Origin of the sequence: Providencia rustigianii DSM 4541, assembly GCF_000156395.1 — a bacterium.
Lineage (GTDB): Bacteria > Pseudomonadota > Gammaproteobacteria > Enterobacterales > Enterobacteriaceae > Providencia > Providencia rustigianii.
Window position 1 is genome coordinate 162,386 of sequence record NZ_GG703819.1, and the last position, 14,382, is coordinate 176,767.

The following is a 14,382-nucleotide window of genomic DNA, read 5'->3' on the forward strand; positions in this document are numbered from 1 at the left end:
TATATTGCAGGTAGGTAATTAATATTTCAGATAAAATGGTTTAATCAACGCTTTAAATTCATCGGTATATTGCTCATCTTGCTGTTTCAACGTCAAGGATGAAACCTCTGCCGTGCACGGCTCCAACCGTAATCCTAATAGCATGCGATGGTATGGGGTATTTTGTTTATCACGCACATTCATGCGCAACGCACTAAACCATCCATTCTCAACCGCCATTCCTTCTACTTTTTCACCGACTTCATAGGGTAAAACTAAACAAAAAATACCTTGTGGCAGTAAACAACGGCGAGCACATTCCAACAAAATTGGGTGGTTTAATGTACTGGTATAACGAGCTTGATCACGCTTTTCATCACGACAGGATATTGCTGGCTCGAAATAAGGTGGATTACTGACGATAACATCGTATTGCTTCGTGGTTTGCTCACTAAAACTAATAATATCTTGATTAACAATTTGTAAGCGTTCAGCCCATGGGGATTCATCAAAATTTTGTTGTGCTTGTGCCGCTGCATCACTATCAAGTTCCACTGCATCGATGTTGAGATGAGCATTTCGCTGCGCCAACATTAACGCAATCAAACCGCTGCCACTGCCAATATCTAACGCTCTTTGTACCCCATTAATTGGAGCCCATGCACCTAGTAAGACACCATCAGTACCCACTTTCATTGCACAACGGTCATGACCCACAAAGAATTGTTTAAAGGTAAAACCCCCTTTACGGTACTTCGGCTTTTGATTGCTCATGCTGTCACTCTGATTTGATTGTTATTTGTACTCAAATTCTCAATTTAGGCTCACAAATCGATAAATTTAATCTATTTGCAACAATTAGATTCTCATATTATGAGAATATCATTTGTTAGCTAAAAATTTTACTGCTAAGTTCGAAAAAAAGGAGATGCCATGAACAGCATAAATAGAACCCTAGATATCTTATCTTTCATCACTACCAGTGCATCTCCAGTCACACCCCAAGCAATCTCTAATGGGCTCAATATTCCTTTATCAACCGTTTATCGCTTATTAACAATTCTCATCAATTGGGAATTTGTCTCTTACTCTAAACAATATGGGACTTACACGGTTGGTGCGCAGAGTATCAAAACTCAAGAAAAATACTATCACCATAGTTTGCTGATGACGTCATCAAAATCAGAGTTACAAGCTCTCGCGAAAAAGACCCAAGAAACCGCCGCCATCATTACCGCTAATCTTCGTGAAACTATCTGTGTGGATAAGATTGATAGTGAACAAGCGGTTCGTTGCTCGTTCATTGTTGGACACGGTAACACAGTGATCCGTGGTGCAAGCGCTAAAACGTTATTAGCTTTTCGTGATGAGCAATATCAAGAATTAGTGTTTGAAACTCATGGGAAACAGTTACAGCAAGATAATTATTTGCAGACATTAAAGAAGGATTTAGTCCAGATCCGCCAGCAAGGTTATGGCATCTCAGTAAGCGAAATAGATGCTGGTGTTTTCGGTGCCTCCGCTCCTATTTTCAAAGGTAACGATATTTTAGCTGTGGTTTCCGTCATGGCTCCTGAATTTCGTTCAATTCATCGCGTCGATGAGCTTATCAAAGCAACGTGTCAAACCGCTCAAAACATAACAAAACTAATTAATTTGGAGTAATTATGTCGCAACCTTTTGTATGGCAAGGTCGTACTGATGGCGAAACCGCAGAGCATCTTAGAATCCATCAGGTTATCAATCAATTCTCACCTGCAAAGTTCGCACTGCTCGGTTTTGCTTCAGATGAAGGAGTAAGACGTAACAAGGGGCGTGAAGGTGCGAAAGCAGGCCCTGATGAAATTCGCCGCCAGTTGGCTGGGTTACCGATTCATCAACCTCTAGCTATCCGTGATGCAGGCACTGTGAGCTGCGATGATGGGGATTTAGAAAGTGCTCAGCGCAAATTATCTGATGAAATTATTAAGATCTTAGAACAGAAACAACAGCCAATTATTCTTGGTGGAGGGCATGAAGTCGGTTATGCCAGTTTTCAAGGAGTTTTTGATTTCGTTCAGAAATATTCTCCAGAAAAAACGATCGGAATTATCAACTTTGATGCTCACTTCGATTTACGAGAAGCATCCGAAGCGACCTCGGGCACACCATTTTTACAAGCTTCACAACTGTGTAAACAGTATCAACGCCCGTTTAATTATCTCTGTTTGGGTATTGCTGATCACGGTAACACTAAAGTGTTATTCAACACGGCAGATCGTCTTGGTTGCCAATATATTCGCGATAAAGCGCTAACATCAAGTCAGTTGCCCAAAGCCATTGAGCAGCTCCGGCTGTTTATTGATTCTGTCGATTATCTCTATATCACCGTGGATTTGGATGTATTTTCTGCCGGTATTGCACCGGGAGTCAGTGCCCCAGCAGCACGAGGAATTTCCACTGAAACGTTTGATGAATTATTTAACGTTATCAAGGCGAGTGGCAAGATTGCGCTGTTTGACATCGCTGAATGTAATCCTGCATTTGATATTGATAACCACACATCAAAACTTGCAGCCTATTTGATTTACCAATATTTATTCTAAAAACAACAAACACAATAAAACGACTGATAAACAACTTTACCTTGTCTTTCAATATATAAATAAAAGCTTAGTCAACTAAGCAACTATATAAAAATAAAAGTATTTAAATTTTAAATGCTTGGATTTTTGGGTTACAGATTGATGGAATTTCGAGTGACAGCTAAGCGGTAAACGAAGGTATCCCTATAGGGTACCTGAGAGAAACCAACAACGCTGTAACTTGAAATAGCCAACAACGCTGTAATTTGAAGAACAACTGTATATATCTCTAAAAAGATATTTATACCCTTGGATTTCGAGTTACAGCTAGGCGGTAAACGAAGGTATCCCTAGGAGCATACATAAGTATGTGACTAGGGTACTTGAGAGAAACCAACAACGCTGTAATTTGAAAAACAACTGTATATATCTCTAAAAAGATATTTATACCCTTGGATTTCGAGTTACAGCTAGGCGGTAAACGAAGGTATCCCTAGGAGCATACATAAGTATGTGACTAGGGTACCTGAGAGAAACCAACAACGCTGTAACTTGAAAGACAAGGTATAAAACAAGGGGATACCAATGACGTTCCAAATCGACACACTCACCACACTCTTCCTGACAGTGCTCTGCCTGCTCATGGGTGTACACCTCAAAAAACGGATTGAATGGCTGCAACGTTTTTGTATTCCTTCACCTGTCATTGGCGGTTTTTTAGTTAGTTTACTTATCTGGGGATTAAAATCTTTCGATCTGGCTGAAATCACTTTTGATACCAGCCTGCAAACATTTCTGATGGTCGCATTCTTTACCACTGTCGGTATCGATGGCAGTTTCCGCATTTTAAAAAGCGGTGGTCGTTTGTTAATCACTTACTTACTGATTTGTTGGACTCTCGTTATTTTCCAAGATACTTTCGGCGCAGGTCTGGCTCATCTGCTGGGCATTGATCCGGTTATTGGGATCATGGCTGGCGGTGTTTCTCTCACTGGTGGACACGGTGGCGCGGCAGCATTTGGCAGTATGGCTGAAGGCCTTGGCGTACAATCTGCAACTGTTGCAGCTATCGCTGCTGCAACATTTGGTTTAATTTCAGGTAGTTTATTAGGTGGTCCCATCGCAAGCTACCTAATTAAAAAACACAAAGTAACGATTCAAAGCGAAGAAAATATTGAAAGTGTAAAAGTTGAAGAGAAGCTAGCAGGCAAAATCGACTCAATCGACGCACATGCTTTCTTAAAAATGTTAGCACTAATTTTAGGTGTGATGGTCATTGGTCAATTTGCTTCAGCGCAATTCACGAAAGCAACAGGATTCTCTTTGCCAAGCTATGTGGGTGCGATGATTATCGCGATCATTGTACGAAACATTAATGACCAAGTTGAAATTGTTCGAATTAACCAGAAATCCATCAATTTAATTTCCGACGTTTCATTAGGCCTATTTTTAACTATGGCGATGATGTCCTTAAAAATTTGGGAATTGAAAGTTATCGCACTACCATTATTTATCATCTTACTGGCACAAACTGTTGCTATCATCCTGTTTATTGTCTTCGTGGTCTTCCGACTATTAGGTAAAAACTACGATGCGGCGGTAATGTGTTCAGGCATGATGGGACATGGGCTAGGCGCGACACCAAACGCCATGGCAAACATGTCATCGGTTTGCGAGCGTTACAAACACGTCTCCATGAAAGCCTTCATGATTGTTCCATTAAGTGGTGCAGTACTTATCGACCTCGTTGGGATCCCTTACCACACTTGGTTAATTAACATGCTCAGCTAATCAAGCAATAAACTTGCCTATTACGGGGCCAAACTCGTCGTAGGCAAGTCCTTCCCCATATACCCTCCGCCATTAAAAACAGGTAAACTCTACGAAAACTGATTTTTGTGGTGAACAATTTTGCTAACCTGTTTATAATCAGCGCCCCAAACAGAGGTATATCATGACTGCATCCACATTTTCTGAACTGAACTTGATGAAAGCCTAATCACAGCGCTAACCAATAAAGGTTACGAGCGCCCAACGGCTATCCAAGAAGCCGCGATCCCGCCAGCAATGGATGGGCGCGACGTGTTAGGTTCAGCCCCTACCGGAACAGGTAAAACAGCGGCATTCTTATTGCCAGCAATTCAGCATTTACTTGATTTTCCGAGAAAAAAATCAGGGCCACCTCGTGTTCTGATCGTGACGCCAACTCGCGAATTAGCCATGCAAGTTGCTGATCAAGCAAAAGAGTTTTGCGCACATAATCATTTAGACGTCGCCACAATTACAGGCGGAGTCGCGTATATGAACCACGCAGAAGTGTTCAGCGAAAACCAAGATATTGTCGTCGCAACTACCGGTCGCCTACTGCAATATATTAAAGAAGAAAACTTTGACTGCCGCGCTGTAGAAATTTTGATCCTTGATGAAGCTGACCGCATGTTAGACATGGGTTTTGCTCACGATATCGAAACTATTGCGGCAGAAACCCGCTGGCGCAAACAAACCATGTTGTTCTCGGCAACCCTTGAAGGGGATGCTATCCGTGATTTCGCCGAGCGCTTATTGGAAGATCCTGTTGAGATTAGTGCAGACCCATCACGTCGTGAACGCAAAAAGATCCAACAGTTTTATTACCGTGCGGACAACCTAGAACACAAAACAGCCTTACTGTGCCATTTACTCAAACAAAAAGATGTCACTAAATCTATCGTATTTGTTCGTAAACGTGAGCGTGTACGTGAGGTCGTTCAGTGGCTACGAACAGCTGGGATTGAGCCTTGCTACATCGAAGGGGAAATGGTACAGGCTAAACGTAATGAAGCGGTACGTCGTATGGTTACCGGGCAAGTTAACGTGCTAGTTGCTACCGATGTAGCTTCCCGCGGCTTAGACATTGAAAACGTAAGCCACGTATTTAACTTTGACCTACCACGTACGGCAGATGTTTATTTACACCGTATTGGTCGTACAGGACGTGCGGGACGTAAAGGTACTGCACTTTCACTTGTGGAAGCTCACGATTTCCCACTGTTTGGCAAAATCACCCGATACATTGAAGATCCTATCAAGATTCGAGTGGTGGATTCTTTACGACCAACAACAAAAGCACCTTCAGATGCGATGCTGACGAAACCAAAACCGTCGAAGAAAGTGCTGGCTAAACGTAAAGAAAAGAAAAAAGAAGAACAAAGTAAAAAGAAAATTAAAGTACGTGAGCGCGATAAGAAAAATATCGGTAAGCGCCGTACATCTGCTACCCCGCCGACTCCAGAGAATAGCGGAAAAACAGAGTAATTTAAGAAAAACGGGCTTCGGTCCGTTTTTTTAACTCATCATTTGATAGATTTTCCCCCTCGAGGCTCTCCCCTCATCCGTTAATGATGTCTCTTTAATCATGTGATGACTTAAAATATCTCGGCAATTGTCACCTTGATTATTTTTCATCCTCCAATCAGCCCCTTTTGATAATAATAATTCAGCGACTTCAAGTGCATGACTATTTAACGCATCATGTAGCGGTGTATTACCTAAGCTATCTTTTACATTTACCATTATCCCGCTATGTAGCAAAATTTCTGACTGTGCAACTTGTCCACTCTGCGCAGCAATATGTAAAATACTTTTCTGCTGTGCTAATTTCATATTTTGAATTCCCTTCCCATATGAAGATTTAAGTAATACCTTAATAAACTGGCTATTCACCGAGCGAACTGATTGCATTGCCAAACTATCAATATTACATTGCTTATTACTCATCGACAGCAGTGTAGAAAATTCATTTATATTTCCCTGTTTAATTGCGTTTTTACAACTTTCCTGCCAGTTTATAATTTTCTGCTCTTCAACAGTTGGAAACTCTGTAAGCATAATATCTACCTGCTTATCGAATTCCCCAGTAATGGCATTCCAGTTATTCCATGGTTTATACTTGCACATCATCCTAGTTATTTTCACCATTGTATGTGCAATAAAACTTCGGGTTAAGAGACGATGAGGGAGCCAGTCTTTCCAAGAGCTTTGTTCGCTATAGGCCATTTTAATACGATTTCCCAACGCAGGAGGGATTGGTAGCGTGTTTTGAAGAGCATCAAGCCAATCATATTGGACAGTATAAAAGCGCATTAATCCATTATCTGCCATCTTCTTAGCTAAGTGATAATCCATACCAATTTTTTGTACCGTACTTTGCGCTAGCCCTGCAGGACTAAATGAGATACAAGGGGACTGGCTAGCTAGCCCTGCAATGGATGCGAGCCCACCACCAAGAGAATGTCCAGTACAAATAATATTACCCTGAACAGCTTTATATAGAATATTTGTTAATCCAACAGCTTGAAAATATTGAGGTTCATAGTATCCCAATCCTTGTCTGATATTGGCATAAAAATCGACTATATCGTTAGTCCCAGCAAAACATAGAATATATAAATTATTAAAACGGCAAATATTTGCTTGAAATCCAGTAAAATTATCACTTAGTAGTTCAGCCGTTATTCCCAACTGATTAATTTGTTCTGTATTTAGTTTTTCTATTCCATGAATTTCTTGCCAACGGCTGTAATATGCGCCTCGTGACAGTAGCGCTAAAAGATAATCCTTATTTTGTGCATCGCTTCCTAAAAAATCCTCCTTAGTGATATTTGGTGACCATTTATCACCAACACTGCAAAATGTTTCGGTAAATGGGTTTTGTATGTACAGATTTAAACCTTCTTGAATTAAAGAAAGTTCATCTTTTTTAATTATCGTCTGTAAGGTTGTACTCAAAGGCATAGACTCTCCCTAACAAATACGTTATTCAGGAAGAGTATTGAAATATAAATCGCGAACAGGGGAAATAATCGACTTTATTAGAAGGGAATAAAAAAGCCATTGATAACAATGGCTTTTAGAATTTGTTAAGCTCAGAGATCTATTGACCCCTTAATGTTTATTACAAACTTTCTGTGAAAGTACGAGTAATAACATCGCGTTGTTGTTCTGGCGTTAATGAGTTAAAACGCACTGCGTAACCAGAAACACGGATAGTTAACTGTGGATATTTCTCTGGATTTTTTACTGCATCTTCCAATGTTTCACGGCTTAATACGTTAACATTTAAGTGCTGACCACCTTCTACACGAACGGTTGGTTTCATTTCCAGAGGAACTTCACGGAACTCAAAAGCACCTAATTCATCTTTAGCAACTACTTGACCTTCGTTATAATCTGCTTTTGCACACACACAACGCGCTTCGTTTGTCTCATCATCCAGTAACCAGAATGAGTTCAGCAGTGCTGCATTATCAGTTTTAGTAATTTGAATACCAGTAATCATGTCGACCTCCACGTTCGAATCAGATTTTGATCAATCTTCGCTAACCATCTTTAATAGCTTTTGATTGGATAATTGGTCTAACCAACCTATTTATCTAATATATACCAGCTAGACACCCTGCTTTCTTTGATATTTATCAAATATTTTGTGTGGCGATCAATTTGGGGTTCGCATGTTTCTGATTTAAATCAAAAATCATATTTGCATTCTTTTAATTATTTTTTGTAAATTTTCAAAATAATTTGAAGACATTAGCAATGAACAATACTTTATCTCTGACCAAGGAAACAGTAAGCTACCTTTATACATAGATAGCAATGGAATATTTCATGTCAAATACGGTAACTTGGCACGATGTGATTGGCTCAGAAAAGTCACAAACCTATTTTCAAGATACGCTGGCTTTCGTTGCCTCAGAACGCCAAAATGGAAAAATTATTTATCCACCACAAGAAGACGTCTTTAACGCTTTTCGTTATACAGAGCTGGCCGATGTCAAAGTCGTGATCCTAGGACAAGACCCTTACCATGGTCCGGGACAAGCCCACGGCTTATCCTTTTCCGTGCTTCCTGGCATCAAGGCACCGCCATCTTTAGTCAATATGTATAAAGAGCTAGAACAAGATATCCCCGGCTTTGTGCGGCCTAATCATGGGTATTTACTGAGTTGGGCGCGGCAAGGGGTGTTACTTCTCAATACGGTATTAACCGTTGAGCAGGGAAATGCGCATTCACATGCCCACTTGGGTTGGGAAACGTTTACAGATAAAGTAATCGAAGCAATCAATGAGCATACTGAAGGCGTTGTTTTTCTTTTATGGGGAGCGCATGCCCAAAAGAAAGGACGAATTATTGATACTAAACGCCATCATGTATTGAAAGCGCCTCATCCATCACCACTTTCAGCTCATCGAGGTTTTCTTGGATGCGGACATTTTTCAAAAACCAATCAATTGTTAGAACAACAAGGTCTTACACCTATCAATTGGAATCCTGTCATTGACGAATAACATGAATTGATAGAAACAAAAATGGGATGCTAAGCATCCCATTTTATTTTAAATATCCTAAACTTACTTAGAAACAATAACCATCGCTGGTCGCAGTAAGCGGTTATTCAATGTATAACCTTTTTGCATCACATTGATCACTTGCCCAGCTTGGTGATCAGGGGATTCGATCATGGTCATTGCTTGGTGGACTTCAGGATTAAATGGTACGTTAGCAGCATCAACGACTTCGATACCGAATTTTCCGACAGCATCCAAGAACATTTTGAGCGTCAGATTCAAGCCTTCTAGCATCGCTTTTGATTCTTCGTTTTCGTGGTCAGCAGCATCAATAGCACGCTCTAAGTTATCTATAATAGGCAATAACTCATTTGAGAATTTCTCAAGAGCAAATTTGTGTGCTTTTTCGATGTCTTGCTCAGTACGACGACGAACATTTTCAATTTCTGCGTGAGCACGTAACATTGCTTCTCGCTCAGTTTTTTGGGAAGCTTCAAGTTGCTGTTCAAGCTCAGCAATGCGCGCGGCTAACGCTTGTTCTTCAGCTTGTTGAGTATCGACTTCTTGTTCTGCTTCAACTTTTTGAGTTTCAGTTTGCTCAGAAGTTTGCTCATCATGCACATTTTGTTCTTTACTACTCATGAATATCTCCGCGTATTTAGCAATAATTCGATATATGAGAGTATTATGGGGATCTAATACAGGGATTCAAGGGAAGCCATACAATGAGAGGCCAAAAAAGTATGCAAACGGATAAGACAACACCACAATCACCATTTAAAACTATCGGTATTGTTGGGCACCCTAGGCATCCTGAAGCACTGGCAACCCATGAACTTATCTATCATTGGCTAATTTCGAAAAATTACCATGCGATTATTGATAAACAAGTTGCCAAAGATTTGAAATTGGCAAATGCCAATGCCGGTACATTGACTGAAATTGGTCAACAAGCCGATCTGGTCATTGTTGTTGGTGGTGACGGCAATATGCTTGGAGCGGCACGCATTTTATCTCGTTATAACAATAAAGTCATCGGTGTTAACCGTGGTAATTTAGGATTCTTAACTGACCTCGATCCCGATAATGCTCTGCAACAACTCTCCCGAGTTTTGGATGGTGAGTATCATGAAGAACAGCGTTTTTTATTAGAAGCGCAAGTGATCAAACCAAATCAAAAATCACGTAAAAGTAGTGCTATCAACGAGGTAGTACTTCACCCAGGCAAAGTTGCACACATGATTGAGTTTGAAGTCTATATTGATGATAAATTTGCTTTTTCTCAGCGTTCTGATGGATTAATTATTGCCACCCCAACGGGTTCTACAGCCTATTCATTATCTGCCGGCGGGCCTATTTTGACACCCAATCTCGACGCCATTGTATTGGTGCCAATGTTTCCTCATACATTGTCATCTCGTCCCCTCGTGATCAGCAGTGACAGCAGCATTCGCTTGAAATTTTTGCGTACCAACATTGACTATGAAGTGAGCTGTGATAGCCAAATTATGCTACCTATACAGGATGGCGAAGAAGTCATCATCAAACGTAGTTCAAAGAGCTTAAACTTAATACACCCAAAAGATTACAATTATTTCAATACGTTAAGCTCAAAGTTAGGTTGGTCCAAAAAAACTTTTTAATTTTTTCACTCTGCCTCTTTACTGTATAAAAAAACAGGTTAAACTGTATGAAAACACAGTTGTGTATTTTCACAGGAGAGCGCAGATGCTAACCCAATTAACCATCAATAATTTTGCTATCGTTCGTGAGTTAGAAATTGATTTTCGTAGCGGTATGACCACAATTACAGGTGAAACTGGTGCAGGTAAATCCATCGCTATCGACGCTCTAGGGCTATGTTTAGGAAACCGAGGTGAAGCCAATATGGTGCGGCCTGGTTCCCAACGAGCCGATCTGTGTGCCCGCTTTTCTCTTGCTGATGCACAAATGGCAGCAAATTGGCTGGTAGAGCATCAGTTAGATAATCACAATGAATGTCTATTACGCCGAACTATCGCGGTAGATGGCCGTTCCCGAGGCTTTATTAATGGTGTTTCTGTTCCCTTATCTCAATTAAGGGAACTTGGCGCCCTGCTTATTCAAATTCATGGCCAACATGCACACCAATTATTGCTAGATAATGGTCATCAACAATCGTTGCTTGATGCCTATGCTAATCAGCAAGAATTATTGTCACAAATGAAGCATACATGGCAAAAATGGCACGAGTCGTGCCAACAACTCGCTGTATTTCAAAAACAGATGCAAACGCGAGAATCTCGCAAACAATTACTTGATTATCATCTGAAAGAACTAACTGAATTTTTGCCCGTCCAAGGTGAATTTGAAGAGATTGATCAAGAATACAAGCAACTCGCTAATCATGGTCAATTTTTGACTATCGGACAAACTACCGCCCAAATTTTAACTGAAAGCGACGACGCTAATGTAATCAGCTTATTAAATATGGCAAAAAGTGAGCTAGCAGACTTAGTCTCTCTTAATCCTAAATTCTCTGGTTTGCTCGATATGTTGGAAGAAGCCACAATTCAAGTCAGTGAAGTCAGCGATGAAATCAAACATTATTGTGACCAATATGAACTCGACCCAAATCGTCTATTTGAGCTTGAGCAACGTATTTCTAAACAAATTAGTCTTGCGCGTAAACATCATGTAACTCCCGAAGCCTTACCTGAGCTTTTTCAACAGCTAGTGGAAGAGCAAGAACAAATTGCCAATCAAAATGAAGATTGTGAAGTCTTAAATGCTCAAGTCGTTGCAGCCCACCAAGAAGCTTTAGCTTGTGCTGAGCGCTTACATCATGTGCGCTTACACTACGCACAAGAATTAAGCCAATTAATCACGGATAGCATGCATCAATTATCGATGCCGCATGGCCTATTTACTATTGATGTAAAATTCGTGCCGGAACATTTGCAAATTGATGGGGCTTGCAAAGTGGAATTCAATGTCACAACGAACCCTGGACAACCTCATCAAGCCCTGGCTAAAGTTGCTTCTGGTGGTGAGTTATCCCGTATTGCTTTAGCAATTCAAGTAATTACAGCGAAAAAAATGGATACTCCTGCCCTAATTTTTGATGAAGTAGATGTTGGTATCAGTGGTCCAACAGCCGCGATTGTCGGCAAAATGTTACGCGAACTGGGGGAATCAACCCAAGTAATGTGTGTTACTCACTTACCGCAAGTTGCTGGCTGTGGTCATCATCATTTTTATGTCAGCAAAGAAACGAACGGTGTAGAAACGGAAACGCATATGCAACTGCTAGATAAAAAATCAAGATTACAAGAACTTGCGAGATTATTGGCAGGTTCATCTGTAACAAAAAATACACTAGCGAATGCAAAAGAGTTGCTTGCAGCATAAATTTTGACAACTTTTTTTCTCTCCTGTTGTCTTAGAGTCGATATGGAAGGTTTTAAATTGTATCAATGTCGATTATCATTGATGTTCTGACTCCAAAAGGAATGAGATATCCATGCGTTATAAATTGTTAACTGCTGCTGCACTATCATTTGCATTAATGTCTACAGGCTGTTCAATGATGGAACGTCTTGTTTACCATCCGGACATTAATCAAGGTAACTACTTGACTGCAAAAGATGTTGCTAAGATCAAAAAAGGAATGACACAGCAACAGGTCGCTTATACTTTGGGCACCCCAATGATGACTGACCCGTTTGGTTCTCAGACTTGGTTTTATGTTTTCCGCCAAGAGCTTGGTCATGACCCTGTAAAACAAGAAACTTTAACGCTAACTTTTGATCGCACAGGTATTCTGACTGATATCAAAAATGAAAAGAATCTTGAAGCGCAGCAAGCAATGGAAGCTAATGAAATAAAAGCATCCGAAGCTAAAACTTCAGAAACTAAAGCAGCGGAATAACGCACTAATAAAGCTCAATGCTTTTGCTAGCGCGCGGTAACTACCTGTGAAACCAAGATTAATTTATGTCTTTCAAACTACAGGTAGTTGCTAAATCTGCAAATTAGTATTTAGAAAATGCTTCAAACTCATTTTAAAATATATAAAAAAACCGAGTTTCCACTCGGCTTCATTATCAATAATGATTACACTAATCTATTATTTATTATTCTCTTTAGATTTCTCAGCACGCTTACGACGTAACTCTTTCGGATCAGCAATCAGTGGTCGATAAATTTCAATACGATCCCCTTCCTGAACCTTATCCCCTAATTTAGCTGGTCGGCTATAAATACCAACTTTATTCTTTTTTAAATCAATATCAGATCGTAATGCCAAAATACCTGACGCAATAATTGCATCTTCAATAGTTGTATCTTCAGGCACAGCCACTGATAGCAAGAACTGCTTTTCAGGCAATGCATAAGTGACTTCAATGTTGATATCAGACACGGTAAACAACCTTAGCTCTTGATGTAAATGCTTGAACCATATTGTTCGCAAGATCTTTAAAAATCTTACCAAATGCAAGCTCAATTAATTTATTGGAAAACTCAAAATCAAGATGAAATTCAATTTTACAGGCGTCATCACTAAGAGGAATAAACTGCCATCCCCCTGTTAGCTTACTAAAAGGCCCTTCAACCAATTGCATATGGATTCGTTTATTATCTTCCAATGCATTTTTAGTAATAAAGGTTTTGCTGATCCCTGCTTTGGAAACTTCAACCGACGCTGTCATCTCATCAGGGCTATGGCTAATAATTCGACTTCCAACACACCCTGGTAAAAAACTTGGGTATGAAATAACATCATTAACCAATTTATACATTTGTTCCGCGCTAAAAGGGACTAACGCAGAGCGACTAATCTGTGGCATATCAATTCCTATCCCCAAAAACTGCGCATATAATAGCACCATTGACGGGTTACACAAAAAACAAAACCTGTGCAGGGCAAGAAATGCACAATTAGAAAAATATCGGCGTTGAAAGATTTATTTCAACTCATCTTAACGTATAATGATTGAACTATGACAAAGAAAAAACCATATAAACCCGGTTCAGCAACAATTGCTATGAACAAACGTGCTCGCCACGAATATTCTATCGAAGAGGAGTTCGAGGCGGGTTTATCCCTACAAGGTTGGGAAGTTAAATCATTACGTGCAGGCAAAGCCAATATTGGTGATAGTTATGTTTTACTGCGTGATGGTGAGGCCTATCTGTTTGGTGCAAACTTTACACCACTAACTGTCGCATCATCCCATGTTGTCTGCGACCCAACCCGTAGCCGTAAACTACTTCTTAATCAACGTGAATTAGATACTCTTTATGGCAAAGTTAACCGTGAAGGGTACACAGTTATCGCGCTTTCTTTATATTGGAAAAATGCGTGGTGCAAAGTCAAAATTGGCGTTGCCAAAGGTAAAAAAGCCCACGATAAGCGCTCTGATATCAAAGATAGAGAGTGGCAGTTAGATAAAGCGCGTATAATGAAACATTCTAATCGCTAAGTTCTAGCTTTATAGAGTTATTTTCTGTTATACTGCGTTCAACAACT

General features: G+C 40.1%; 14 protein-coding genes and 1 pseudogene. 9 read left to right on the top strand and 6 right to left on the bottom strand.

What is annotated here, in order from left to right; translation table 11 throughout:
- Positions 1-18 precede the first annotated feature (18 nt).
- A complete protein-coding gene (trmN, locus tag PROVRUST_RS10655) occupies positions 19-753 on the bottom strand; it encodes a tRNA(1)(Val) (adenine(37)-N(6))-methyltransferase TrmN (protein WP_006814803.1) in 735 nt (244 codons plus the stop codon).
- A gap of 159 nt (positions 754-912) precedes the next feature.
- Between trmN and PROVRUST_RS10660 the strand changes: the two genes are divergently transcribed.
- From PROVRUST_RS10660 to srmB, 4 genes and pseudogenes are all read left to right on the top strand, one after another.
- Entirely contained in the window at positions 913-1,644 is a 732-nt protein-coding gene (locus PROVRUST_RS10660; RefSeq protein ID WP_006814804.1) for an IclR family transcriptional regulator, read from the top strand.
- A gap of 2 nt (positions 1,645-1,646) precedes the next feature.
- A complete protein-coding gene (gene hutG, locus PROVRUST_RS10665) occupies positions 1,647-2,564 on the top strand; it encodes a formimidoylglutamase (RefSeq protein ID WP_006814805.1) in 918 nt (305 codons plus the stop codon).
- Positions 2,565-3,128: 564 nt separating this feature from the next.
- On the top strand, positions 3,129-4,334 hold the full coding sequence (gltS, locus tag PROVRUST_RS10670) for a sodium/glutamate symporter (protein WP_006814806.1): 1,206 nt from the start codon (positions 3,129-3,131) through the stop codon (positions 4,332-4,334).
- A gap of 163 nt (positions 4,335-4,497) precedes the next feature.
- Positions 4,498-5,837, top strand: a pseudogene (srmB, locus tag PROVRUST_RS10675) (ATP-dependent RNA helicase SrmB).
- 30 nt (positions 5,838-5,867) lie between these two features.
- On the opposite strand, the gene PROVRUST_RS10680 reads toward srmB, so the two are convergent.
- On the bottom strand, positions 5,868-7,316 hold the full coding sequence (locus tag PROVRUST_RS10680; RefSeq protein WP_006814808.1) for a Tle-like phospholipase domain-containing protein: 1,449 nt from the start codon (positions 7,314-7,316) through the stop codon (positions 5,868-5,870).
- A gap of 160 nt (positions 7,317-7,476) precedes the next feature.
- The gene (gene grcA / locus PROVRUST_RS10685; RefSeq protein WP_006814809.1) at positions 7,477-7,860 is read right to left on the bottom strand and encodes an autonomous glycyl radical cofactor GrcA; all 384 of its coding nucleotides are present in this window, start codon (positions 7,858-7,860) and stop codon (positions 7,477-7,479) included.
- A 329-nt stretch (positions 7,861-8,189) separates the two neighbouring features.
- Here grcA and ung point away from each other — a divergent pair, with 329 nt between their 5' ends.
- Positions 8,190-8,870 carry a uracil-DNA glycosylase gene (gene ung, locus PROVRUST_RS10690; RefSeq protein WP_039855076.1) on the top strand — a complete coding sequence of 227 codons (681 nt, stop codon included), beginning with the start codon at positions 8,190-8,192 and terminating at the stop codon, positions 8,868-8,870.
- Positions 8,871-8,933: 63 nt separating this feature from the next.
- Here the strand turns inward: ung and grpE are convergent, their stop codons facing one another.
- Positions 8,934-9,512: a nucleotide exchange factor GrpE gene (gene grpE / locus PROVRUST_RS10695; protein WP_006814811.1), complete on the bottom strand. Its 579-nt coding sequence runs from the start codon at positions 9,510-9,512 to the stop codon at positions 8,934-8,936.
- A 101-nt stretch (positions 9,513-9,613) separates the two neighbouring features.
- Here grpE and nadK point away from each other — a divergent pair, with 101 nt between their 5' ends.
- The 3 genes from nadK to bamE all read left to right on the top strand — a co-directional run bounded on the left by nadK (position 9,614) and on the right by bamE (position 12,780).
- Entirely contained in the window at positions 9,614-10,513 is a 900-nt protein-coding gene (nadK, locus tag PROVRUST_RS10700; RefSeq protein WP_039855403.1) for an NAD(+) kinase, read from the top strand.
- An 85-nt stretch (positions 10,514-10,598) separates the two neighbouring features.
- The gene (gene recN, locus PROVRUST_RS10705; RefSeq protein WP_006814813.1) at positions 10,599-12,260 is read left to right on the top strand and encodes a DNA repair protein RecN; all 1,662 of its coding nucleotides are present in this window, start codon (positions 10,599-10,601) and stop codon (positions 12,258-12,260) included.
- Positions 12,261-12,372: 112 nt separating this feature from the next.
- Complete coding sequence (gene bamE / locus PROVRUST_RS10710) at positions 12,373-12,780, top strand: outer membrane protein assembly factor BamE (RefSeq protein WP_006814814.1); 408 nt, start codon at positions 12,373-12,375, stop codon at positions 12,778-12,780.
- A gap of 198 nt (positions 12,781-12,978) precedes the next feature.
- Here bamE and PROVRUST_RS10715 read toward each other — a convergent pair whose 3' ends face one another.
- Positions 12,979-13,272: an RnfH family protein gene (locus tag PROVRUST_RS10715; RefSeq protein ID WP_006814815.1), complete on the bottom strand. Its 294-nt coding sequence runs from the start codon at positions 13,270-13,272 to the stop codon at positions 12,979-12,981.
- Entirely contained in the window at positions 13,265-13,699 is a 435-nt protein-coding gene (locus PROVRUST_RS10720) for a type II toxin-antitoxin system RatA family toxin (protein WP_039855078.1), read from the bottom strand. Before PROVRUST_RS10720 ends, PROVRUST_RS10715 begins: the two co-directional genes overlap by 8 nt.
- 153 nt (positions 13,700-13,852) lie before the next feature.
- Here PROVRUST_RS10720 and smpB point away from each other — a divergent pair, with 153 nt between their 5' ends.
- On the top strand, positions 13,853-14,335 hold the full coding sequence (gene smpB, locus PROVRUST_RS10725; protein ID WP_006814817.1) for an SsrA-binding protein SmpB: 483 nt from the start codon (positions 13,853-13,855) through the stop codon (positions 14,333-14,335).
- Positions 14,336-14,382: the final 47 nt, after the last annotated feature.